The following is a 25222-nucleotide window of genomic DNA, read 5'->3' as shown; positions in this document are numbered from 1 at the left end:
TGCCAGGCGAACGGTCGAGACCGTCTGTGACGCCATCGGCCAAATCCTCGGCACTGTCACGTCAACCGAATGCAGAAATTACTTCATCGAGGCCGGCTATGCGCCAACCTAAATTCATCCCGCTCTAGGTCATCAAAGCCTCATCAAACGGGCATTTCGTCAAATTTTCGACGCCGCTCTCGGTGACCAGCACCTGCTCTTCCAGCTTCACGCCTTCCCGTCCACCGACGGCGCCAATATAAGCCTCAACGCACAAGGTCATCCCAGGCTCGAGAACGTAGTCGAATGCTCCCGGGATAAAGTCTTCAGGATAGAGGATCGCGGGATATTCGTCGCACAGACCAATACCATGCATCATGACGCCATACCGCTGCTCGACGAACTCCGCGGGAAGCTTGTGGCTGCACTGCGTGAGCTCGGTGAAAGAGATGCCCGGCTTTAGCATGGCCATGTTTGCAGCAACGTGCTCGTATGCGATGGCGTGCAGCCTTCGCTGTTCATATGTGGGCCGCCCGCTACCGCAGTACCAAGTCCGGGAGAAGTCGGCACACATTCCGTACGGGCCTACCATATCGGTGTCGAAGGCGACGAGGTCTCCTGACACGATACGACGGGGGCCGGCCTCCTGCATCCACGGGTTCGTTCGCGGGCCGGAAGTTAAGATGCGCGTTTCGATCCACTCGCCACCGCGACCGATATTTTCGGCATGAAGAGCCGACCAAAGTTCCGTTTCGGCTATGCCGGGCTGCAAACGTTCTCGCATTTTGGCAACGGCGATCTCGCAGGTCGCGAGAGAGCAGCGCATAGCGTTGATCTCATCGACTCCCTTAATGGCCCGGGCATGCTCCATGAGCTGCATGCCGTTGCAAACCTCGATGCCAAGTGCATCCAGTGCGCGCAGGCCGGGAATTTCGATCTTGTCGACGGCAAGGCGGCGGTTTTTGCAGCCAAAGCGGCGCAGCAGCTCGTCAATTTGTCCGGCAAAGTCCTTGGCGATTGCTTCCTCTTCGTCGCCGGCAACGAAATAGTAAAAGCCGGCGCCGCCATCCCGGATTTCATTAATGAGCGGCAGATAGGTTGACAGGTGGCTGCAGCGATGGAAGTCCCAGAGGACGACATATCCATCGGCTGATACGAACACAGCTCGGGACGGATTGTGCATGATCCAGATGTGCATGTTCGAGGAATCTGAAGCGTATCGTATATTCAGCGGATCGAAGCATAGCACTCCCGCATAGTCCCTTTGGCGGAGTTGCTGGACAATCCGGTCGAGACGGGTCTTGCGCATACGCTCGAGGTTTGGCGTGGTCAGGCCCAATGCTGCCCACTCGGCAAAGGCGATATCCGTCGGTCCGATTTCGACTCGATCGTTATCATCTAGGCTCCCATCCGGCTTAAGCGCCTTTGCCAGTCGCCTTGGATCAATTTTCTGGTTCACGATTGAAAACGAGGACATGATGGGCGTTCCTAGGTTTTTTTGTACAGAAGGATTTAAGACTGGATTTGCTGGAGGCTAAAGTCCGAAAAAAAATTGCCCGACATAAGATCAATTCATCTGTGCTCACGCGAGTGGATCACCGAGCCCGTTTAAGGCTGATGTGGCGGCCGAGGCCATCAATTAGAGCCTGCGCCTCACCATGCGTAAGCAGCAGCTTTCGACTGCGTTTCGCAACCCTGAGTGCCAGACAGATCGAGGGAGCTGCCGACTGTGTGCTTCCTTCATGTTTTCAACACGAGTTCGGCCATAAGTAGATCTAGGAACATGCCTCGCGTGCGAGCTCCTCACCCACATCAAGCGGGTTCTGCACCACAGGGGTCTCGCAGGTCCGATCTCACTTGCACAGATTGCAGGGCATAACCTGAATTTAAGGCCAGGGAAACTTTTTGCATATTCTCAGGGCAGTTGCTGGGGCCTATGATCAGCGCAATTAAGACTCTGATGCAGGATGCTGATTATTCGGCTGCAGTGATGGATGCTAATACTGCCGCAATCCGACGTTGCACAGGCAGGTAGTCGGTGGGTGTTAAAGCGAGAGGGTAAACAAAGCTGCGGTTCTCAATCCTCGAGTATGGCGTCCGGCCCCGAGGTCGTCTCCGCAGAAGAGTAGGGGAGCATCCCACGCTTTCTGCGAATGACGGTTTCGCCACTTGCCAAGATGGTTCGCTCGGCAGTGAAGCCGGATAACACAGTTCATCGGGCTCTCGCCTCCGATACCGCTCGTTTCATGTGCAGGTCGTTCATCGAAAGTTAAGGGCTGGGAAGACGGTTGGATGAAGAGATTTGAAGGGAAGGTAGCTCTTGTGACGGGCGGGCGTAGCGGCATCGGTCTGGCTACTGCGCGACGCCTTAGGCAGGAGGGTGCCCGCGTGTTCACTGCGCAACGGGGTGAGGACCGGGAGTTCGAGGCCATTACCGTCGATTTCACAGCTCCGGCTGGGGCGGCTCATGCTATCGAAACGCTTATCGAACGGGCTGGGCGGCTCGATGTCCTGGTGAATAACGCCGGAATGATGCAGGAGGCGCTTATCGAGGACATGAGCCTGACAGATTGGGAGAGGACCATCGCCGTAAATCTGACCACGCCGTTCATGCTGATCAAGGGCGCGATGCCGCACCTGCGGCTAACCTGCGGGACGATCGTGAATGTAGGATCGATCGAGGGGCTGGGATCCAACCCGAAACACGCGGCCTATTGCGCCTCCAAGGCTGGTATCCACGGGCTCACCCGGGCGGTGGCGGTCGACCATAGCGCCGAAGGTGTGCGGTGCAACGCCGTCGCGCCCGGCTGGATCGACACCGACCTGAATGTGGATTTCATCGAGAGCATGCCGTACCCCGAGGTCTTCCGCCAGCAGATCGGCAAAATCCATCCAGTCGGACGCACGGGGAAGCCGGAAGAAGTCGCGAGCCTTATAGCCTGGCTGGCCTCGCCCGAGTCCTCGTTTGTCACCGGCCAAGTGTGGACTATCGATGGAGGCCGAATGGCGAAGCTTAGCCTGCCGTAGTGAACTGTGTACTTTCCGAGCCCGATCGAGGTGCGCTGTCCTCATAGTGGGTGTCGAAAGCTTCCACAATGTCTGGTGTATTGTTATTGTATTGACATCAAGAAGCATAGATAATCAAAATTTTCAATAATCTGCGCAAATGTGGTTCTCTCTTTGGTCCTAGCAATAGTAATAAGAAACAGGAGTGCCACTCGAATGACGTCTAATATTGCTCTGGATGAGCGCCGGAAGGCCGCTGTTTCGGCGGGGGCCTCCATGTCGTTCCCAATATACGTCGACCGGGCTAGAAATGGGGAACTCTGGGATGTCGAGGGACGGCGATATATTGATTTCGTGGGCGGAATGGGCGCCCTAGCGGTCGGACACTCGCATCCTGACGTCGTCGCTGCCGTTCAGGCTCAGCTAAACAGATTCAGCCATACCTTCTTTGGTACAGCTCCATACGAAAGCTACATTGCCCTTGCTGAGCGGCTGAACGAGCGATGCAAGGTTGGCGGAGCGGCCAAGACCTTGCTCCTCACAACCGGCGCAGAGGCGGTCGAAAACGCGGTCAAGATTTCCCGCGCCTATACAAAGCGCCGCGGGATCATTGTGTTTGGCGGCGCATTTCATGGTCGCACACTCCTGACCATGGCGATGACGGGTAAGGTCAATCCTTACAAACAGTCGTTCGGGCCGTTTCCGGGAAGCATCTATCGCGCGCCCTACCCGGATCTTTATCGAGGTGTGAGCGTGGAGCACTGTCTATCGGCGTTGGACTCCGTATTCGAAACCGAGATTGAGCCCGGCGCGGTCGCTGCGATCGTCATTGAGCCGCTTCTGGGTGAAGGTGGCTACATCCCCGGGCCTGTTGAGTTCATGGCAGGTATCCGGAGCCTCTGCGACCGCCATGGAATTGTCCTCGTAGCCGACGAGGTTCAGTGCGGCATGGGGAGAAGTGGCCGCCTCTTTGCAATAGAGCACACTGGCGTCGAACCTGACTTGATCCTAATGGCGAAGAGCTTGGCGGCAGGTCTCCCGATTGCGGCGGTGGTCGGGAAAGCCGAGATCATGGACTGCGTTGGCGTCGGCGGCTTCGGCGGAACATACGCGGGCAACCCGCTGGCATGTGCGGCAGCCTTGGCCGTGCTGGATGTCATCGACAAGGAAAACCTGCTGAACCGCGCCCAGGAGGTTGGTGAGCGCCTTAAGTCTGGCCTGCAGCGGATTCAGAAGAAGAGGAACCGCTCCGTGATTGGTGACATCCGCGGGCTGGGCGCAATGATCGGTGTCGAGCTGGTCGAGGACCAAGAGACGCGCAAGCCTGCGCGATCCCTCACCGCCAAAGTGATCAAGGAAGCAGCTGATCGCGGTTTGTTGCTTGCTTCAGCCGGCCGGCATTTCAACGTGATCCGCTTCCTTGTCCCATTGACGATATCTGACGCAATTATCGACGAGAGTTTGAAAATCATCGAGGATTCCATCGATGCTGCCATCGAGGGTGACCTTGCTCCCGGCACCCCTGCGCTAGCTCCGGCTAAGTGACAGAAAGCCATGCACCTCGAATCTCAGAGCCACGTGAAGTAGCGGCTGAATTCCTTCGCGTGCCGTTCGGGCGGCGTCTCCGACGGCATGGTGCTGGCGAATGAAGAGTTCAGCGCGATGCACTGGACGATTCGTCGGAAGTGAGAACAAAAACGTTCGGTCAGATGTAGTCTTTTTCGAAACCTCGGGCGGAGCGGTTTTCTCCGTCTGTTCGACTTCTTGGTGCATGAGTCTGCCAATCGACGGGTCTCGCGCTACGAGGAATATTCTTAAGCGCTTTCGTGATCCCGCATCATTTCCGCTGCTACGAATTAATGAGTGCGACCCCACCGATTCTGCTGTCACCTGAGTAGCGCCTGCATCCAAAACCACAGAACACGTCCATCTGCTAAATAGTGCAACTGCTTCCAATGGGTGAACGAGCGAACAGGCGGGTGCTTGCCAAGCGGGATCGAAGAAGACGAGGTCCATCATCACAAGTCAGGCGACTGACCAATTCTTTTTACCACCCTATCCCACCGTGCTGCCCGGTCCAGACGCGTTGTGGCTGCAGGAAGCCAGGAGATCTCTGCCAGAGTTGTGTGCGTCAGTTCTGCAAAAATGGCGTGGCATTCAGCGGTGACCTTGCCGTGTCCGCCGCGCGGCCCCCGTGTTTAGCGGAGCGGCGGACACGGCGGCCGCGTCTCAGGCGGCCAATGCCTTCAGGTTCTCCTTCTTGTGCTCGCGCAGATGATCCATGTTGAGGTAGCGGGGTAGCCAACCCGCTCCGCCCTCCGCTCGCCTTTCTCGGCCCCGATCGCCTCCGTCATCTCGGCTTCCAAAGCCTCCTGCGCGACAGTCTGCAAAACTCTGCGGAAGCCGTCCTCATCCGACAACAGCAACGCTTTCAACTCGCCTCTGCTCAGTCTAACGTCTCGCTTGGTCATGGCACTCCCCTTCCACGGGAATCGGTGGTCGTAACGTCACCAGCGTGCCATGGCCGCCCCTCGCCTCAGAGCAAGGGCTGTTCTCTCTCCAAAGCTTTTTGCAGAACCTTCAGGACACTATCTGCCAGCGCAAGGCAACGCCGACCAAGAAGATCCATGGCGGTCACGCCATCAGGGGGTATCAAAGCTCGTTGACCGCGCTGGCCAGGGAGATGGGAATGGTTGCCTTCGGGCTGCTCACACTTGGCTCGCCGTCGCGGTCGCTGCCCTTCAGACAGGAGGCCGTCATGCGAATAGAACGTCGAGCGTGTGCGGGCGGCATTTGCTGCTTGTTGCAAGCCGTCAAAAGTCGACATGCTGGGCGAAAGCGACGGCAACCGGGCGTGTCCGCACCGTCTTGGGACCGGCGCACTTGCCCGTAGTACTCGACCCGGTCCTGTCGTCGACCTCCGAAGCGTGCTGCTGGCTCAGGACGGCATCGATCTACTAGACCATGATGCCCCGAACACCACGACAATGGTCAGCGAGATAGTTGACATTGAGCGACGAACATCGACGTCGCTCACACCACCTCTTTGTCGATCGAAACAATTCCACGGCGAATTGAATTAGTGTCACGACCCATTTTGGCCAGTTGGTTTCAGCGCGGCGGAACCGAGGGTGCGAACAAGGTACTCTGGGAGACGGTCCTTTGCCAGATTAATTTGTTAAAATAGCTGCTGCCCTGCAACGACGAACGGGAAGCAAACCAACTAACGGCGTGGTGATCAAGATGGTCGTAATCGCGACGCATTTTTCCTATGAAATGCGCGCAAGATCGATATCTATATTTATCGTGCGGCTCAAGTTTATTTCACACTCGGCAGCATCAGTATCCCTGATAAACTCTAATACCAATCGTGCACATTTCTTTACGTCCGACACTAACCTTCTGCTTCACAATGGTCAATGATCTAGAACCTGCAGCGTCGCTCGGAACGCCTTGGGATTGTTTTCGTCCAACCCGGGCTTCGGTCCCGACGAATCCACGAACGTCAACACGGAGGTGAGTGAAGAACCATTGTAATTGAGAAGGTAACACCACTCATAGAAGCTGAACATTGCTGGAGATCGGGAGGGCGAGAGGCGGGTTGGATCTCGGCAAATCTCTTTGCAACCGGACGGAGCGCCTTGACACCCTCGAGCATCGCAACCACCACATCGATGTCACGCGCTCGGGTTTCGCAAGGCAGCGCCCATGCAACAACCAGTGGCCCGGAGTCATGCGCCTTGTCGCCTCGGCAATGACGCGCCGGACCTCCATCAGCTTCGACGAACTCGATCCACTTTCATGGTGGGCCGACTGGCCGCATGCTCCGGACATCCGACCCTCCTGCCAATCCATTCGTGCCTCAACTTATGTAACGTTGACATGAGATAAATGCTACGGCCACATGCGCTTCTTCAGGTTGAAGGAGTGGCAGATTACGCGGACGCTTTCATCAACACCGGCAGGCCATCCCTGTGGGGCAGAGCGTTGACTTTCGCTGCACATGTTTCGGAAGCGCGGCGGCAAACGCGCAGCTTGTCAGACAAGCAGGCGCGGGATCTTGCGGTCCCATGTCTTTGTGAATACTTCAGCATCGTTGTCGAAGGCCTTCAGCCTGCCCACAAACAAAAGAGTGTCTTGGGTACAGCTCATATCCAGGTAGCTCTCTAAACGGATGTCCCAGTCGCCGCGCTTTAGTGCCTTAGTATACTCGGTCTTGACTCTGGCGCTGTTCGGGTCATGGTCAAGTATTTCGGTCACTTCGCTCATTTTCCACGACATCTCCGTGCCGGTTGCGTCGATCCGGAATCGCCCTCCGTCCAGAACGGTACGTGTGGTGAGTTTCTTGGTTGCGATCTCCCATTCATGGACTCTGGTTGGTGCTGGCGCCTCCTGAATGACCGTCGATCCAGGCGTCTGTTCTGGGGGAAGAGCCGGACCAAAAGGTCTCAATTCGTCATCCTCGGCGCGAGGTGGCCTCACGGGCAACTCGAGCTCGGACGCGCCGGCATAAACGGTCAGCGTCACCTGCTCGGGCGAGGGCCAGAAGGCTGGCCAATAGGTAGTAGACACTGCTACTCGAATACGTCTGCCACGTTTAAAAACGTGGGCACAATCCTGCAGCGGAATGCGAATACGATACCGTCTGCCAGGCTCCAGCGGTTCTGGAAACTCATGACTAAGCCGATGCGTGAGATTGAGTACCTCATAGGTGACTCGCTTCGATAATCCGTCAGGCTCGACTTCATTGAGCCTGACGGCCAACGCTGCAACTGGCTTGTCGACCGCCAGGTGAAGAGTGATCACCGGCTGGCCAAGAATCTCGAAATCCACGTCAAGCGGCTCGGAATCGAAGGTCAGCGAGCGTCCATCGTCCACTCGCTGGTCCGTCGGCACCTCCGTATCGATGTCCCTGGTATGCCATCGCGGCGCCGTTATCCCCACCGTCTGCAAAGAGGTCAGAACACGTGCGGTTTCGACTCCGGCATTGCTCTCCAGTCCATCTTTCGTGAGATAGAGTTTGCGCGGGCTGACGCGTGGCGATGGCCAAGCGTCTTCCGCCACCCAGCGTCCGGGAGTTTGGTGTATGCCGCGCATTGCTGGCTCTCGCTGCATCCAAACGCGGTACATCGGCTCAGTCATGATACCCGTATCTATATCCTTAAGCCAGTAATCCCACCACCGCAGCGACTCCGTCAGCCAGTCAATAGCCGGGCCCGGTTTGCCGTCGTCTGGATACTGGTGTCCCCAAGGTCCGATAAGCCCTTTGCGCGGACATCTGAGGTTGGCTAGCAGACGAGGGATCGCGCGGTTCAAAGGATCTTTCCAGCCGCCCACAGCATACACAGGACATTGAATGGCATCGAAATCTTCGCAGATCGAACCGTGCTTCCAGAATGCGTCGCGGTGCTGGTGTACAAGCCAGTTCACAGTGTAGTAATCTAAGCTGTGCAGGCGTCGCATCCACATGTCACGCCAACCTTCGCCAACGATTTCCGGATCTGGTGGCAGTCCGCAATAAGCAGGCCAGACCAGACCCCATTCGAAGAACATAGCGTCATTGATTAAACCGCCGGTGTAGAGCTCCTCGGCATAGCGATCGTCAATCGAGCAAATCGTGATAATCGCCTTGAGTTCAGGTGGACGGCGGGCAGCAACTTGTAGCGCATTGAACCCACCCCAGGATTTCCCGAACATACCGACCTTGCCGGTGCACCAAGGCTGCTGCGCGAGCCAAGCGATGATCTCGAGTCCGTCGTCCTGCTCCTGTTGAACGTACTCGTCCTGCGGTAATCCCTCCGAATCCCCCGATCCGCGGATGTCAGCCCGAATACAAGCGTATCCATAGGAAGCCAAGTGAGGGTGAATAGTTTCGTCGCGAAAACGGGTACGATCACGCTTTCGATAGGGGATGTATTCCATAAGTGCTGGCACTGGATTGCGCTCGGCATCCTCCGGTAACCAGACGCGAGCCGCAAGCTTGGTGCCGTCGGACATCGGAATCCAGATATTCTCAATTGTGATAATTGGTTGGGGACCCATGACTTCACCGTCCAGATTTAGAGTTGCACATTGTATTTCGCTCGTTGCGACATAGTCGTCCGACCGCTTCTCGCCAGTAGCGCTTGCTCAGCACGATGGCTTGGCGGTAGCGTAGCCGGTCTGCCGGCAGTCCAGCCTCTACCGGATCGGAAGGTAAGAAAGCGCTTTCAGCCGGATCCGGCTCGCGTTGACCTTGCGATGCCTCGCGGTGAGGCAGAGTTGGTGATGCATATGCAGCTTCTTCCAGTAGTCGCCTCGATCGAAAACCAAGACAGAAAGTGCCGCTATCCCTCCACTAGGTGCGACACTTGAGGTTCGCTAGATGAAGCCCAGCAGCGCTCAGGCATTCGTGTCGAGGGTGCAGAAGATGACCAGAAGCCGCCGAGCCTTCTTGGCGAGCAGGTTTTAGTTTATATCGTGTTGGTAGACTCTCCAATAACATAGTTCGCCACCGGTTTGATCCTAACCTTCGGTACTCTCCTCGGCGCGCCGCAAGCCCTTAACAGCTTCGGAGTATACTGTTTTGGCGAGACCCCGCAGAGGGAAAAGATGCCGTCTGGTATAAATTTAGTTTAGGTGACGTTGCCCTCTGAAATGCCCTCGGTTTGAACTGGACTCCGTCGAAAGGAGACGGGGATGAAGAATAGCCGGTTCACGGAAGACCAGATCATCGGGCGTGCTGAAGGAGCATCAGGCGGGGATCCCCACGGCTGAGCTGTGCCGCAAGCACAGGATCTCGGAGGCGACGTTCTACAACTGGCGCAGCCGCTATGGCGGCATGAAGTGTCGGACGTGCGGCGCCCGAAGAGCCTTGAGGACGAGAACCGCAGGCTGAAGAAGCTTCTGGCGGAATCAATGCTGGACGTCGCGACGCTGAAGGAAGCGCTGGGAAAGTTCTGACGCCCAGGACAAGGAAGCGCTTCGTGACCTGGGCGATCGAATCGAAGTGCTACTCGCAGCGACATGCCTGTGGTCTGGTCGGGCTCGATCCGAAGACCTACCGCTATGCGTCGCGGCGGCCGGACGACACCGCCGTGCACACACGGTTGAAGGAACTGGCGCTTGAACGGCGCCGGTTCGGCTACCGGCGGCTGCATATCCTGCTGCGGCGTGAGGGCCTCGACCTGAACCATAAGAAGCTGTTCCGGCTCTATCGGGAGGAGCGGCTGACGGTAAAGAAGCGCGGCGGTCGCAACCGGGCGTTGGGAACGCGGGCGCCCATGACGCTCGCGCAGGGACCGAACCAGCGGTGGAGTCTCGACTTCGTATCGGACATGCTGGCCGACGGGCGGCGGTTCCGAGTGCTGGTTTGGACGACTTCAGCCGCGAGTGTCTGGCCCTCGTCGTCGATACCTCGCTGTCGGGCATGCGCGTGGCGCGGGAGCTGGACGCCATCGTCGAGGCGCGCGGGCGGCCGCTGATGATTGTCTCCGACAACGGCACCGAGCTGACGTCGCGGGCGATCCTGCAGTGGCAGGAAGACAAACGCGTCGAGTGGCACTACATCGCGCCCGGCAAGTCAACCCAGAATGGCTTGGTCGAAAAGCTGAACGGTCGCTTCCGGGATGAGTGCCTGAACGAGCGCCTGTTCCGCGGCATGGCTACAGCACGTGGCATCGAAGAATGGAGGACCGACTACAAGGAACACCGACCACACACGAGCCTGCGCGGCCTCACCCCAAACGAATTTGCAACCCGGTCCAGAACGGACCCGATGGAGAACAGAGTCCAGTTATGAACGAGGGCTGATCGGGGGCAAAGTCATAGGTAGCAGTTCGCAACTTCGCCGCCACTTCGTCCCGGCCGAAACCACGTTCAGCAGGACCAACCTGAGCATGCCTCGTGGTGGGCCGCGGATATTGCCGCCAGCTGCACGGAGCAGACGGTGCATGAGTGGGGTGAAGGCGGCCGAGCGAAACAGCGGCCCTGCTTGCCGGTCCTCAATGACGAGCGACAAGTAAAACCCGGCTCCACAACGTGGCGTCAATGAAGCCGAAAGCCACAACATCCTCCCTCGGCGGACCGACGATCGAATCGGAGAGATGATGCCGCTTACCCCCCACGTGGTGCGAACCGGCCGCCGTTGATGCCGTTGCCGCCTCATGATGAGGGAGCAACGTGCAGCGGGTGACATCGAGCCCTCGCACTGCAACTGCCGGTTTTCACTTCCGCAACTGCCTCATAAGCCAGTTTATAGCGGGTGGAAATCTTTTCCGACTGCAAGCGCGGCGGCTTATCGGCTATCTAGCAGCGCTGTCCCACTCTAGGTGACGAACGCCAGGTGGAGCAGCGAGTCAATAAAACGGGAGGGAGGATTTCCATGCTAGGGGTAAACCGTCGCACCGTTCTCAAGGCCGGCATCACGATTGGCGGCGGTATCACTGCCGGCGGGATGCCATTATCGCAAGCCATTTGGGCAGCCGAGGGCAAGGTGCTAATGGCGCGTGCCAATGCGGATCTCAGCAAACTAGATCCGGCGTTCGTGGTGACTGACGCGGAAGTAGACGTCATGCACTGTATCTATTCGAAGCTCACGCGCTATAAGTCAGGCTCTAATTGGGGCTGGGAACTAGAGGCGGCGGAAAAGCTCGAGCAGGTGGACCCGACGCATATCCGCTTCCGCCTCAAGAGGGGCATCAAGTTCACCGGGGGTTACGGCGAAATGACTGCGAGGGACGTTAAGTTCTCCTTCGAGCGCGTGATCAAACTCAATTCGCCCATGAAGCCCCATTGGGGTCTCCTCGATCGTGTCGAGTTGGAGGACGATTACACGGGCGTCATCGTTTTCAAGACGCCAGATGCAGCGGTTTGGCTCGTCCCACTACCCCATGCCGCAGGCCAAATCGTTTCCGAGGATGCGGTAATGGACACAACCAAGGACGGCGGTGATTTCGGCATGAAGCCGCCAGCGTTCTCCGGTCCCTATGTGCTGGCCGACTGGAAGCCGAATCAATATGCGGTTCTGACTCGCAACCCGGGCTGGTCGGGCCCGAAACCCGGCTTTGACGAAATCCGCATCCTCCCTATCCCCGATGTCAAGGCAGCGGAACGCGCTTATCAGGCGGGTGACGTTGACTTTACTAGTATCAGTCTCGAATCGCTTGCCATGTTCAAGAGCAATCCGCCGTCCGACAGCGAGATAGCACAAAAGCCGTCGACTGGTTATGTCTGGATTGGCATCAACATGGATCATCCAAAACTCAAGGACATTAATGTCCGAAAGGCGATCCAATGGGCTATCGATGTGCCGCAGATCCTAAATGCTGCCTATGCCGGCCAAGCGGTGGTGGCGACCGGCACCGTTCCTCCAGGGATTATCGGGCATCGCGAGAAGGCGCTCATCCCACCGGAAGGCGATCTTGCGAAGGCCAAGCAATTCATCGAAAAGGCCGGTGTGAGCGATCTGACCCTAACCATCGACTGCCTAAACGATAGTACTTCGTCGACTATAGCTCAGACAGTTCAGGCGCAATTGTCGCAGATCAGCATTTCCTTGGAGGTCCAGCCTCAAGATCCCGGCTCGTTCTGGACACTCGGCATGGAATCGGAAGGCGATCGTTGGAAGGATATACAGCTGTTCGTGATGAGCTTCACCGGTCTTCCAGATCCGTCTGAGTACGTGACTTGGTTCACACAAGCTCAGGTTGGCGTCTGGAATTGGCAGCGCTTCCGCAGCGAGCGATATGACGAACTCAACGTCACGGGGCGCGCGATCAGCGACGCGAACGAGCGGGCAAAAGTCTACCAGGAGATGCAGGACCTCATGGAGGAATCCGGCGACTTCCGATTCTTGACCCATGGGGCCACACCCGTCATGTATCGCACGACTAAGGTGCAGGCGGCAATGCGCCCGGACGGGAACCCCTTATATCTCGACTTCAAGCCAGTTTCGGGCTGAGCCATATCATCACAGGTATGTTTATGTTCAAAAGGCTACTCTGCGGTTGCGATAACCGTGCTCTTGCGGTTGGACATAATACCGACTGTGATTGTCGTCGGCGCGGGCCCAGCCTAGCCTAGCATGGTACCATGCGACCAGGGGGCTATGATGGATTTTGGGGGATGGGTTTTGATCAAGCGGCGCTTTGCGGCTTTATTTCGATGATCTCGATCCCGTCCTGGAACTTGGGACCTGCGATGAGTTTCGGCAACTGATTTCGTCCCTTCAATCGACGCCAGGATTTCGCGGCGGCAACGACGACTTGGAGACCATCAGCCTGGCGGTCTTCGACGACAGGGAGCCCTTCGTGCGCACCGTGCGGTGCCGAACGGTAGCAAATCTATCGAATTCGACGTTCGCAGATGATCCCAGTGTTCGGCAGGGAAGTCGTAGAGCGCCAGCAACGTCTCGCGTTCCTTCGTCAGGCAGTCGACCCTCTTGTCATATTTCGCGCCGTATTTCTCGGCGAACACTTCGATCGCCATTTCGGCCGCTGATCGTGTCAGCGCACCGTAAATCTCGCGCAAATCCGTCTTCATGTCGGCCTGCACGGAGAGCGGCACCTAGTTCAGCACGTCGGCGGTCTTGTGCACCCAACAGCGTTGGTGCTTGGTGCCGGGAAACACTTCGTCGAGCCCTTCCAGAAGCCAAGCGCGCCATCGCCGACGGCAAGATCGGGCGCGATTTGCAGGCCACGACGCTTCACGTCGACCAGCAGCTCGCGCCAGCTCTGTGCACTCTCACGAATTCCTGTCTGAAAGCCGAAGAGTTCTTTTTTGCCCTCAGGCGTGGCGCCGATCAGCACCAGCATGCATTCGGCATGGTCGTCCACGCGCGCCTGGAGATAGACCCCCGTCCGCCCACACATACACATAGCGCCGCGCCGAAAGATCCCGCTTTTGCCAACGCTCGGTGTTCTGCCGTCAGCCGCGTGATCACCGAGGGTGAGAGGTTCGGCGCCTCCTTGCCGAGCAGGGCTGCCAGAGCTTCCTGAAAGTCGCCCGTCGAAACGCCGCGGTAAAGAACGGGAAGCAGCGCATCCAGACTGCGCGTCCGACGCGCCCATTTCGGCAGGATCGACGAGGAAAAACGGATGCGCTCCGCTTCGCCGGCCGCGCCGCGATCCCGGACCTTCACCCGGCTGAGAGGCACCGGCCCGATCCCCGTCTGGATGCTCCGCTCCGAGCCGTGACCATGCCGGACAAGCCGGTCACGACCATCGGCAAGCTTGAGATCCTTTCATCCGGCAAGAAACGCCTCGGCTTCCATCTCAATCGCCTGCGCAAGCAATTTGCGCGCGCCGCTGCGAAGCACATCCGTCAGGGGATCAACGATTTCGTCGGGCTGACGAAGGCGAACAATGTTGATAGTCTCGTTCATGGCGTATCGCTCTCCTTGAGAGGTTCTGGCAGGCTTCATCACCCGCCTCGATACGCGCTCTACTCAAACCGTCATCACCCAGTTTCCGCTATAGCTCGCGACCCGGGCCGCGGTGGCTGATGATTTCCGGGCGTTCGGCGGTGCGCGACCCGAAGCTTTGCGCTCGTGCACGGGAGGCCGAAGGTTATCGATGGCGTTTCGACCATCTCGGCCACATAATTGGCGTATAGGAGCGGAGTTGCGGTATCCGGATCAGGCAACTTTCTCTGCCGCGATCGTCAAAGGGCTCCAATTCCAGGAAGCAGGTCCTCAAGCAGTGTGATCGGCGGGTCGGCGCTGCGGGCGAGGACATCGGCCAGACGGGCCTGCGGATTGATATCGTTGAGCTTGGGGGTATTGATCAGCGTCGCCCTGAAGGCGGCTCGATCGCTACTGCGATCGGAGCCTGAAAGCTCGTGATCAAACACCCTACCCAGCTCATGTACGTTCTACATGGCCTTGATGCGCGGCAAGGGGAGAACAATTGATCCGACTCCGACACGCTTGCCGAGAAATGTTAGAACTGTGTCGCCAGCCAGTGATATCGACCCTGCAAAGTGTGTGCGGTGAGCTATCAGAGATCTCGAAAGCCGCTATTTCAGACAGCACGAACACGGTGCGCATCTCGTCGTTACGTTGAGCTCCTGGCTCCTGTTTTGAAGCTGAAGGCTCCAGCAGCAGCGACGACGCTCCACGCCTTGGAGCTTCTGCATGAAGCTGGTTTATACCAGACGCGATCTTTTCCGCCTCCCAAACCTTCCCCGCATGGTCTAATCGCGTTGAAGCAGCTACTGGCCGTACTTCTAAAATTCACCGGCTAAGCGATACAGAGAATAGCCGGTTAGCCGTTGTCATGCAGGGCTCCTTTGTGGACGGTTCGATGCGTCTTTGATGAACTCAATCCCAATAGCGAATGTCGGCTCAAGACCGGTCCGGACGTCGTTCCTACGGCGACAATCCTTCGATTTCGAGTCCCAGTGCGGGAAAGGGGACTCCAAACTCTCCGTTTGCGGAATGGCGAACACTCTTACAGAAACCAGTGGAAGGTACAATATGACTTTGCCCAACGAGTTCAATCGAACTGCTGTGATTGCTGTCGATCTCCAGAATGATTGCATCGAGCAAGATGGAGCATGGCCTATCTACAACCGCGACCAACTTCTGCGAAACGCGAAGACCACTCTCGATGCATGCCGCGCTGCGGGTCTGCCTGTAATCTACACTCAAAATTGGTATGACCCTCGTGGAGTGGACGCCCTTTACCACGAGCCTTTGAGAAACGGGCGACCATTACATAGCGTCGGTAACGCCGCAGAGATTCACGCGAGGCTCAAACCTGAGTCGAACGATCTGCTTGTCCGAAAGCAGCGCCCGAGCGCCTTCTACAACACGAACATGGAAATCCTACTACGCCGTTTGGATGTTGACCATCTCATAGTTTTCGGCGCCTGGAGCGAGGTCTGTTTGGAGACGACGGTTTGGGATGCGATTTCACGCGATTACCGAATCACGATCGTCAAGGATGCTTGCGGCACCGCGACCGAACTCATGCACATGACAGCCATTCTCGACCTTGCGAACTGGCTCTATGCGGGCTCCGTAGTCACCGCAGAGAATTTGAAAAAAGCATTGGAAGGAACGCCGCACGAGGCTTGGCACTTCGAAAAGCCGGCGGCATTTACCTACACGCTTGAGAATGTGAAGTCTCTCTACGAGTCCCTATGAAGTTGTAGTATAGGGCGTAGAACTATACGACGCAGTGCGGATTCAGAGCCACGGCGAGCGACAGGACGAGCTCAACCAGAGGGAGGCCTAGCCCCTCCGCTTTGCCAGAGAAGCGCTTGGGCACGTTTGTAGAGATCAGCCATTTATACTTGGACGCCAAGCACGAACTCGCAAATTGCGATATGGGGCTTCCGGAGGGGTGCTTGTCTGAAGGTCTGAAAGTAAGCTGAGATCCTTGCCCGATACTAATTAATTGCGATTTAAATCATCATGCAACAGCGGAATACAGGCATGGCAACATTAGCGCTGACCGGAGACAGCATCATTCAAAGGAGACTTCTCAGCACAAAGGATCCAGAAGTGAAATCTTTGTTCGACATTGTTCGGCAGGCTGACGCTGCATTCACAAACCTTGAAGTACTACCGAACGATTTCCAAGGGGATCCAGCACTTGACAGTGGTGGCTCCCATTTCGGCGCGCCGTCCTGGATTTTGGACGAGCTAGTCGAAGCGGGCTTTGATCTGTTCGCAACGGCGACTAACCATAGTTTGGATTACAGCATATCGGGACTGGAATATGTCTTGGATGAACTCAATCGCCGACAGCTATGTCACGCGGGCTGCGGCCGAGACCTGGAGGAAGCCAGGAAGGTTTCCTATTTTACAACGCCGTCTGCTACATTCGGCATGGTGGCTTGCGCCTCTACGTTTGCAAGAGGGCAGCAGGCGGCCAGGCGGACGCGTACGATGCAGGGTAGGCCAGGCCTGAACCCTCTCCGCGTCGAGAGTGTGTACGAGGTTTTGCCTACTCAGTTGGACGCGATAAAGACAATCTCGCTTGACTTGGGGATAGAGCAATTGCGCCGCCTCGACATCGATCTGGGCTTTGGTTTCGAAAGTGCACCCGATATTTTTCCATTCAATGGCATGAATTTCCGGGCAGGGGCTTGCCCTAGGCACAGACAAATCCCCCACAAGCAAGATCAAGATGAAATCCTGCGCTGGGTCGAAGAGGCCAGACGAATGTCGGACGTAGTAGTGGTCAGCATGCATGCGCATGAACAAGGAAAAGGGGAAGAGGATCCTGCCGACTTTATCAGAGAATTCGCCTATGCTGTGATCGACGCAGGCGCGGATGTCTTTGTGGGCCATGGCCCGCACATATTGCGTGGTCTAGAAATTTATAAGTGTAAGCCGATCTTCTATAGTCTCGGGAATTTCATTGGCCAAAATGAGCTGGTGTCACGGCTGCCGGCGGATTCGTTTGATCTTTTTCGAGTGGAGGACAGCCATACTCCGGGCGCCCTTTACCAAAAGAGGACTGATAACGACCGCATCGGCTTCCCCGCTCACCCAAGATATTGGCAGACGATCTTACCCATCTGCGAGTTTAAAGGTCGTGACCTCGTCTCGATGGCAATCCACCCAGTGTCCCTCGGTCTGGGCGAAGCACGGCATCGTCGAGGAAGACCACGGCTTGTTGTAGGCGAGGCGGCATCTATGATCCTCAAAAGCTTCTTGGCTCTCTGCCAGCCGTTTGGAACCAACTTGGAATTCAACTCACCTAACTATCTAGTTCTCAATCAATTTGGGTAGGTGGGCGGGCTCATGGGCGAGATAGTGAGAGTTCTTGGGGGATTGCAAACGATAGCACAACGCTTGGTAACATCTCCTACGCGAGGGTAAGCTTAATTCGGATGGCGGATAGTCGCCATAGGGCGCTCGGGCAACCGTCTTCGGAGAAAACATCTCGATCGAGCAATTGCGCAAAAAGTCTTCGTCCTCTTCGAGCATCTCGGCCACATAATTGGCGTATAGAGAGCGGAGTTGCGGTATCCCATCGGAGCCATCATCGGGTCTGGTCTTGCGCATGGGGCGAGGTGAAGGCCCGGATCAGGCAACTTTCTCTGCCGCGATCGTCAAAGGGCTCCAATTCCAGGAAGCAGGTCCTCAAGCCGTGTAATCGGCGGGTCGGCGCTGCGGGCGAGGACATCGGCCAGACAGGCCTGCGGATTGATATCGTTGAGCTTGGGGTATTGAACAGCGTCGCCATGAAGCCGGCTCGATCGCCACCGCGATCGGAGAGTGCGAACAACCAAGCTTTCCTGCCGAGAGCCAAAACCAAGCAGCGCCCGTTCGTCGGCGTCGTTGGTGAGATCCGGCCTCCACCGCGGAAGGACTTGAACCCGTCCCAATGCTTCATCAGATAGTCGATTGGCTCCGCAACCGGAGAACTCCGGGACTTTGCCCGCTCGGTCCGCATTCAGGCCTCAAGTCCGGTGGCGAGAAGACGGCTCTCCTGCCGGCGTCGAAAGGCTTTCGCGTCGGGCGCTTGCGCTCAGGCCTTGACCGTCCAAGACCGCGCCGCCATCTCTGCCGCCAAGTCGTCCTCACTGGCGTTGGCTTCCAGCTCTTCGAGCTGCAGTTCCATCTGGTCAGAAGCCTGGCCTTTGCGCTCCGAGCATCGGGGTCGCCCGTCCTTGATGCGTGCACACCCTGCACGACAAGGAACTGACTGCTCCTTCAGGCGAAGGTCCGGCTGAAAACTCACCGACGGTGAGGCGGTGACAGCTCGTGCCGAAGCATCTTTAGGGAGCATCGCCGGTCGAGCCTCCCAAGGCGCCAGCGCGCACATGACAGGCCACGACGCGCCCATCTGCCATCGGCACCGAAGGCGGCACCTCGATGCGACACCGCTCGACCGCGAGCGGGCAGCGCGGGTGAAACGCGCAGCCGGTCGGCGGGTTGATGGGGCTTGGCACCTCGCCCTCCACGGGCGCCTCCAGCCGAACTCGCGTTGGATCCGGCACAGGCGCGGCCGCGATCAGCGCCTCTGTGTAGGGGTGGACCGGCTTGGCGAAGAGCGCCTCGCACGGGGCGAGCTCTACGATCCGTCCCAAATACATCACCGCCACGCGATGGCCGACATGCTCTACCACGCCGAGGTCATGCGATATGAAGACGAAGGCGATGCCCATCTGCTGCTGGAGATCCAGAAGCAGGTTCAAGATCTGTGCCTGCACGGATACGTCAAGGGCTGACACCGCCTCGTCAGCGATGATGAGGGAGGGCTTGAGCGACAGGGCGCGTGCGATCCCGAGCCGCTGCCGTTGCCCGCCCGACAATTCGGACGGAAGCCTGTGCATCATTTCAGGCGACATTCCGACTTTTCGGAGAAGGTCCGCGGCGAGTGCCCGACTCTGCTTCCGGCTGAGACGCTCAAAGTTCTCGACAGGCTCCGTGATGATCTGTCCGGCGGTGAGGCGCGGATTTAGCGACGAGTAAGGATCCTGAAAGACCATCTGCATGCGACGGCGCCAGGCGTGAAGCGCGTCCTTCTTGAGGCCCGCAATGTCGGTTCCGTCGATCAGCACTCGCCCCCTGGTCGGCTCGACGAGTCGCATCAGCAGCCGCGCCACGGTGGACTTGCCGCAGCCCGATTCACCGACGATGCAAAGCGTCTCGCCCGCCTCGACGGTAAAGGACACGTCCTCCACAGCCCGGATCACTGGGATGGTCTTCTTCAGGAATCCCGCATCGAGCGGATAGTGCTTGGTCAGATTCTCGACATTCAGAAGAGGACCGTTCATGCGCCCATCACCTCTTCGGCGCGCCAGCAAGCTGCGGCATGGCTTGACCCGACATCACGGAGGGCGGGCGTCTTGTCGCGGCAAATGTCGATGGCGAACGGGCAGCGAGGAGCAAAGCTGCAGCCCACAATGGGCTCGCGCAGGCTTGGGACAATGCCGGAAATTTCCGGAAGGCGGCGCTGTCGGCCGCGGCGCGGATCCGGCACCGATCGCATGAGGCCCTGAGTGTAGGGATGCGCCGGTCGCGCAAACAGATCGATGACGTTGGCCTGTTCCACGATCCGGCCGGCATACATCACGATCACGCGCTGGCATGTTTCAGCAACAACGCCCAGGTCATGCGTGATAAACATCACGGCCGTTCCCGTGCGCTCCTTCAGATCGACGATGAGCCGCAGGATTTGCGCCTGGATGGTGACGTCGAGCGCCGTCGTTGGCTCATCGGCAATCAACAGTTCCGGCGAGCAGGCCAGAGCCATGGCGATCATGGCGCGCTGGCGCATGCCGCCCGACATTTCATGGGGGTAATTGTTGACGCGACGCTCGGGGTCCGCAATGCGGACGAGCCGCAGCATCTCTTCGGCTTTCTTCATGGCCGCTGGGCGGGAAGCCCTGGTGTGGATCTGCACCGCTTCTGCGATCTGGTGGCCGACCGTATAGACCGGATTCAGGCTCGTCATCGGCTCCTGGAAGATCATGGCGATCCGGTCGCCGCGGATCTTTCGCATCTCCCGATCGGACAGCTCGAGCAGGTCGCGACCCTGGAAGCAGACCTCGCCGCCGACGGTCCTGGCGGCCGGCTTCGGCAGCAGGCGAAGGATCGACAGCGCCGTGACGCTTTTCCCGCATCCCGATTCGCCGACGACGCCAAGCGTCTCGCCCGTTTTGACCTGGAAGCTGATGCCGCTGAGTGCACGGGTGACGCTTTCTTCGCCGTAAAAGTGCGTCTCAAGGTCTCGGACATCGAGAAGCACGTCATTCCCTGCGGTTTGATGCATCTGCATGTTACCGCCTCCGCTTGGCGCGGGGATCGAACAGGTCGCGCAGGCCGTCCCCGAGCAGGTTGACGGCAAGGACCGTGACGGCAAGGCAGATACCGGGGGCGAAGATCGTCAATGGGGCGATAGAAAGATAAAGACGCGAACTGGCGATCATGTTGCCCCAGCTAGGAATCTCGGGCGGCACGCCCACGCCGAGGAAGCTCAGTCCCGCCTCGGTCAGGATCGCGCTGGCGCAGACAGTAGCGCCCTGGACCATCAGTGCCGGAATCGTGCTCGGGAGGATATGTCGCCACAGCACCTTGGGCAGGCGCGCCCCACCGCAGAGCGCGGCCTCCACATAGGGACGCTCGCGCACACCCAGAACCACCGAACGAACCAGCCGCGCGACGCCTGGCGTCTCAGGGATCGCGATGGCCACGATGAGGATGCCGATCCCGGGTCCTGTCAGAGAAATGAACGCAATCGCCAGCAGAATCGTCGGGATCGACATCAGGCCATCCATGAGGCGCATGACGGCGTTGTCGAAGCTGTGACTGTAGCCGGCGACGACGCCGATCAGGAGCCCAACCATGGCCGCGCACGTCGCCGATAGCAGCCCGACCATGAGGGAGATTCGGGCACCGGAGATCGTTCGGGCAAACACATCCCGGCCCAGATTGTCGCTCCCGAACCACATTTCGGCGGAAGGTGCTTGAAGCCGTTTGAACGGGTCCATGTTCCATGGATCGCCGGCGTAAAGCGGGGCAGCCAGCGCCAGAATGATCAACAGCACCAATAGACCACCGCCTATGAAGACGAGTGGATGCCGCGTTGCCAGACGGGGAAGGTCAGATATTCGCAAGCGGCCCGTCGGGACGGTTTCAACTGGTGCGGAGAGGAACGTCATAATCAGTACCGGATTCGGGGGTCGATAACGGTATAGGAAAGATCGATCGCGAGATTGATTAGGACGTACAGGCCCGAAACCAGGATGAGCACACCTTGAATGATGGGATAGTCGCGGTTGTTGATCGCATCGACCACCAAACGACCGATACCAGGTATGTTGAACACCGTTTCCGTGATGACGACGCCACCGATCAGACCTGCGAAACTTAAGCCGATCACTGTGAGGATCGGGACACCGGCATTCTTCAGAGCGTGGTGGAAAAGCATGGCATAGGACGAAGCGCCCTTGGCGGCGGCCGTTCGCATGTAGTCTTCCGATAAGACCTCGAGGATGCTTGCCCGAGTGATCCGGGCGATGAATGCAATGTACCCAAGACTCAAAGCCACGGTGGGCATGAGCATGTGCACAAACCATGGCGCCAAGCCAAGCTCGATCGGCACATATCCCTGGACCGGCAGCCAATGTGTCCTGATAGCCAAGAAGTAGATCAGAAAATAACTGATGACAAAGACCGGGACGGAATAACCAAATGCCGAAAAGGCTGCCAGAAGGCGGTCGACGAGCCCGCCAGTTCGCCATGCGGCAAGGATGCCAAAAGACACCCCAACCGACACCGAAAGGATCATCGTAAGGATAGACAGGGAAAGGGTCGGCTCAAGCCGCTGTGAGATGAGCTCGAGAACCGGTCGTCCGGAAAAGATCGAGGTGCCGAAATCGCCGCCGAGCATGTCGCGCACCCAATGCATGAACTGAGCCGGCATTGGATCGTTCAGACCTAGCTTTTCGCGGATGGCGGCAACCTTCTCCGCCGTGGCCGACCTGCCGGCGATCATCGCTGCCGGATCGCCCGGCGCCAGCCTGAGAAGCAGGAAAACGAAGACCCCGACCATCGCCATCACGGCGATAGTCGAGACACCCCTGCGCAGGATGTAAGCAGCCATCGCTCAGGCTTTTTCCATGTTCCACATCGGGTGTACATCCGGCATGCCGATGAGGCCGGTGAGCGTCTTGCGGCGCGCAATTGGCACGGTAGATTGGCCCAGCAGAACCTCAGGCACATAATCCCAAGCTATTCGCTGCATTTTGACGGCCAAGGACTTGCGCTCATCCAGCGTTTCAACATCGGCCCATTTGCCACGAAGGGCCTCATACTCATCGCTCTTTGGCCAGCCGTACCATCCTTTTTCCCCGTTCAACGCGAGATTATTTGTCGTGATCGGATCGCCGCGGGCGAAGCCGGATTGGGCTGTTATAAAAATGCTCCAGCCACCTTCGCTGACTGACCCCATATTTGATCGGCGTGCGACAACCCCGCTCCAGTCGCTCGGCGCAAGCTCAGAATTAACGCCTATCTTCCGCAAAGTGGCTGCCAGAAGCTGAGAGGCATTGCTACCCTCAGCCGAGTCTGTGGGCTGGAGGACAACGACTTTCTCGTCCGCATATCCTGCATCCTTGAGCAGTTGCTTTGCCTTTTCTGCATCGCCGCCCTTTTTGAACCATTCGGTATTTTCGTCATTAGACACCGGATTACCGCTGCCAAACCAAGACGTGACGGTATTCGTATACTGCGGGTCGGGCGCAATGGCCTGTAAAAAGGCTTCTTGATTGATCAGGTGAAGCAATGCCTGGCGGGCCTTTACATTGTCGAACGGCTTCTGCAAACAATTCATACGTACGAACCAAACCAGACCAGACTTAGTTAGAACTTGGAGCGCCAAGTTGGGATCACTCTCTATCACAGCGAGGAAATCGACGGGCGGCGCCTCAAAGTAGTCAATCTCGCCCGCCTGCAAGGCCGCCAAAGCGGTCTGCTGGTCGCCGATATTGTCCCAGACAACACGATCAACTTTGACTATCTTCCCGCCAGCCAACCCGTCGGGTTGCTCTTTTCGTGGCACGTATTTTTCATTGCGGTCGTAAGTGAAGCTGGCGCCAGGCCTTGCGAGTGCCTCATTGAAGGTGAATGGTCCCGATCCAACGGTGGTGGTCACGGCTTCCGTTGCCGGCGTATGCGCATCCTTCTCGCGCATGACGTAGAGCCCCTGGGCCAGGAGATTGGGGAGAAGCCCCAGAGGTTCCTTAAGCGAAATCGTGAAAGTTGTATCGTCCTTCTTTGAGATGTCGCTGGCACGCTCTTTGACCAACTGCCCACCGGGATCCACTTCGGCCCAGCGACGAATTGAGGCCACACAATCTGCCGCGGTAACCGGGTTGCCATCGTGCCATCCTAGACCATCGCGGAGCTCAAAAGTGTAGGTCTTCTTGTTATCCGAGGCGCCCCACTTTCCCACCATCTGCGGCTGCGGCATAAATTTCGAATCGAGTGCAAATAGCGTGTCGTAAATCGCGGTCGCCAGGTCGGTGGTGCTGGTGAAACTCGAAACGAGGGGATCGAATGCACTCGGTATGCCACCGTCCTTCACCATGCGGACCGTTCGTGCCTCGGCCTTCGCCGTTTGTGCGCCAAGGATCGAACGGATCGATACAGCCGTTCCAGCAGCCAAGCTGATTTTGATGAGGTCGCGTCGAGAAATCGTCATTTCTAGTTCCCCTTTTACGTTCTGAATTCAGTGAATTCAGTCATGCGCCGACTCGTGGCCCAGAATCATCGTCAAAACCCGATGTTCCATTCTGCCCCACGTGCTGCAACGACCGAATACCAACTACGCGACAACGGGGCAGCGTCAGCGTCCATCGAGGGGGCACCCTACGGCGAAACATTAAACCAACACTCCAGCTTCGCTATCCAGCTGCCAACGTTGTGCAGTGTCGCGTTGAGGATATGGCGCAGCGAAGGCACTGGGAATTGACAAAAATTTGCGCTTGTCTTAAACTCAGTTTATGTCAGTTGAATTTCGTCAAGCTGGCGGATTTGTGCTATTCGAGACAGGTGTCAGTGCGGAGTTCCTCTGACCCCGCAAGGAACTGTGAACGAAACCTTGCATCGGTTGCACCCCCACTCGGGTGGTCCATTCGTTGCGAAAAGCATCGGATGTACGGATCATAATGGACGAGCTTTTCGACGGTCTTTGCGGCGGGGTGCGACTGAAGATATGCGGGTGAGCAGACGGAATGCTTTCGTCGCAAACAAACCCGCCATTGCACATGCCGAAACGCGATCGTACCGACACGGTGAGATCGACCTCGTGACGGGCTCGATAGGCCCGGGTACTCTTCCTGCAAACGATAGAGTTGGTCGCCAGCAAATGCGACGCTAGAGATGTTGAAACGGCGAAGCCGATGTACTTCGTTCCGCGATCGGAGGTCGTCACAAGCTGGCATTTCCGACGGCGAAACCGGGTTGCATCTCGTCAGGAAGCTGCCTTCCTGCCCGACACTGGGCAGCGTGACATAGGGCTGATCGCTGCACGGTCTAACTTGATGCGCGGGCCTCCGGCTCGAAGACGGAGGGAATGGGTTGAAGCTAGTACGCAGCCTCGATATGAGTTTGATCTATATCAAGCGCAATCTTTTCGGTCTACGAGCCGTCGCCTCGATGGTCTGATTTCGAGATGAGCATACGACGGTGGCGACGCCACCGATTGGCCTCCCCTATCCAGCGAGTTGACAGTGAATTCCATCAAGCAATCCGACCCCGATAGCCCATTGACGTCCAGCCGCCCGTCCCAAA

The 25222-nt window shown here is 57.7% G+C and carries 13 protein-coding genes and 5 pseudogenes; 6 read left to right on the top strand and 12 right to left on the bottom strand.

What is annotated here, in order from left to right; all coding sequences use genetic code 11:
- Positions 1-124: 124 nt before the first annotated feature.
- Positions 125-1456 carry a M24 family metallopeptidase gene (locus tag AC0L2K_RS33060; protein WP_473533412.1) on the bottom strand — a complete coding sequence of 444 codons (1332 nt, stop codon included), beginning with the start codon at positions 1454-1456 and terminating at the stop codon, positions 125-127.
- An 815-nt stretch (positions 1457-2271) separates the two neighbouring features.
- Here AC0L2K_RS33060 and AC0L2K_RS33055 point away from each other — a divergent pair.
- Positions 2272-3006 carry an SDR family NAD(P)-dependent oxidoreductase gene (locus tag AC0L2K_RS33055; RefSeq protein ID WP_473533411.1) on the top strand — a complete coding sequence of 245 codons (735 nt, stop codon included), beginning with the start codon at positions 2272-2274 and terminating at the stop codon, positions 3004-3006.
- 195 nt (positions 3007-3201) lie between these two features.
- Positions 3202-4530: a 4-aminobutyrate--2-oxoglutarate transaminase gene (gene gabT / locus AC0L2K_RS33050; protein WP_473533410.1), complete on the top strand. Its 1329-nt coding sequence runs from the start codon at positions 3202-3204 to the stop codon at positions 4528-4530.
- A 701-nt stretch (positions 4531-5231) separates the two neighbouring features.
- Here the strand turns inward: gabT and AC0L2K_RS33045 are convergent.
- From AC0L2K_RS33045 to AC0L2K_RS33035, 3 genes and pseudogenes are all read right to left on the bottom strand, one after another.
- On the bottom strand, positions 5232-5456 hold the full coding sequence (locus AC0L2K_RS33045; RefSeq protein WP_473533409.1) for a transposase: 225 nt from the start codon (positions 5454-5456) through the stop codon (positions 5232-5234).
- A 1163-nt stretch (positions 5457-6619) separates the two neighbouring features.
- A pseudogene (locus AC0L2K_RS33040) lies at positions 6620-6813 on the bottom strand (biotin synthase BioB); the annotation flags it as partial.
- Positions 6814-7023: 210 nt separating this feature from the next.
- The gene (locus AC0L2K_RS33035; RefSeq protein WP_473533408.1) at positions 7024-9027 is read right to left on the bottom strand and encodes a CocE/NonD family hydrolase; all 2004 of its coding nucleotides are present in this window, start codon (positions 9025-9027) and stop codon (positions 7024-7026) included.
- Between the two features lie 636 nt (positions 9028-9663).
- Here AC0L2K_RS33035 and AC0L2K_RS33030 point away from each other — a divergent pair.
- Both AC0L2K_RS33030 and AC0L2K_RS33025 read left to right on the top strand, forming a co-directional pair.
- Positions 9664-10765, top strand: a pseudogene (locus AC0L2K_RS33030) (IS3 family transposase).
- Between the two features lie 582 nt (positions 10766-11347).
- A complete protein-coding gene (locus AC0L2K_RS33025) occupies positions 11348-12925 on the top strand; it encodes an ABC transporter substrate-binding protein (protein ID WP_473533407.1) in 1578 nt (525 codons plus the stop codon).
- A 175-nt stretch (positions 12926-13100) separates the two neighbouring features.
- Here AC0L2K_RS33025 and AC0L2K_RS33020 read toward each other — a convergent pair.
- A pseudogene (locus AC0L2K_RS33020) lies at positions 13101-14347 on the bottom strand (IS256 family transposase).
- 278 nt (positions 14348-14625) lie between these two features.
- Positions 14626-14793 (bottom strand): annotated as a pseudogene (locus AC0L2K_RS33015) (transposase domain-containing protein); the annotation flags it as partial.
- A gap of 646 nt (positions 14794-15439) precedes the next feature.
- On the opposite strand from AC0L2K_RS33015, the gene AC0L2K_RS33010 reads away from it, so the two are divergent.
- Together AC0L2K_RS33010 and AC0L2K_RS33005 are read left to right on the top strand one after the other, a co-directional pair.
- On the top strand, positions 15440-16111 hold the full coding sequence (locus AC0L2K_RS33010; protein WP_473533406.1) for a cysteine hydrolase family protein: 672 nt from the start codon (positions 15440-15442) through the stop codon (positions 16109-16111).
- A 291-nt stretch (positions 16112-16402) separates the two neighbouring features.
- Positions 16403-17707, top strand: coding sequence for a CapA family protein (locus AC0L2K_RS33005; protein ID WP_473533405.1), 1305 nt, complete (start codon positions 16403-16405; stop codon positions 17705-17707).
- Between the two features lie 323 nt (positions 17708-18030).
- Here AC0L2K_RS33005 and AC0L2K_RS33000 read toward each other — a convergent pair.
- From AC0L2K_RS33000 to AC0L2K_RS32975, 6 genes and pseudogenes are all read right to left on the bottom strand, one after another.
- Positions 18031-18365, bottom strand: a pseudogene (locus AC0L2K_RS33000) (transposase domain-containing protein); the annotation flags it as partial.
- A gap of 334 nt (positions 18366-18699) precedes the next feature.
- Entirely contained in the window at positions 18700-19701 is a 1002-nt protein-coding gene (locus AC0L2K_RS32995; protein ID WP_473533404.1) for an ABC transporter ATP-binding protein, read from the bottom strand.
- Positions 19698-20705, bottom strand: coding sequence for an ABC transporter ATP-binding protein (locus tag AC0L2K_RS32990; protein WP_473533403.1), 1008 nt, complete (start codon positions 20703-20705; stop codon positions 19698-19700). The genes AC0L2K_RS32995 and AC0L2K_RS32990 overlap by 4 nt, the downstream gene beginning before the upstream one ends.
- Before the next feature lies 1 nt (position 20706).
- The gene (locus AC0L2K_RS32985) at positions 20707-21588 is read right to left on the bottom strand and encodes an ABC transporter permease (protein WP_473533402.1); all 882 of its coding nucleotides are present in this window, start codon (positions 21586-21588) and stop codon (positions 20707-20709) included.
- A gap of 2 nt (positions 21589-21590) precedes the next feature.
- Positions 21591-22532 carry an ABC transporter permease gene (locus AC0L2K_RS32980; protein ID WP_473533401.1) on the bottom strand — a complete coding sequence of 314 codons (942 nt, stop codon included), beginning with the start codon at positions 22530-22532 and terminating at the stop codon, positions 21591-21593.
- A gap of 3 nt (positions 22533-22535) precedes the next feature.
- Positions 22536-24131, bottom strand: coding sequence for an ABC transporter substrate-binding protein (locus AC0L2K_RS32975; RefSeq protein ID WP_473533400.1), 1596 nt, complete (start codon positions 24129-24131; stop codon positions 22536-22538).
- Positions 24132-25222 lie beyond the last annotated feature (1091 nt).

This window comes from Mesorhizobium sp. WSM4817, assembly GCF_055811135.1.
The sequence above is the reverse complement of the archived record's forward strand: the minus strand, read 5'-3'. Positions and strand labels throughout refer to the sequence as shown.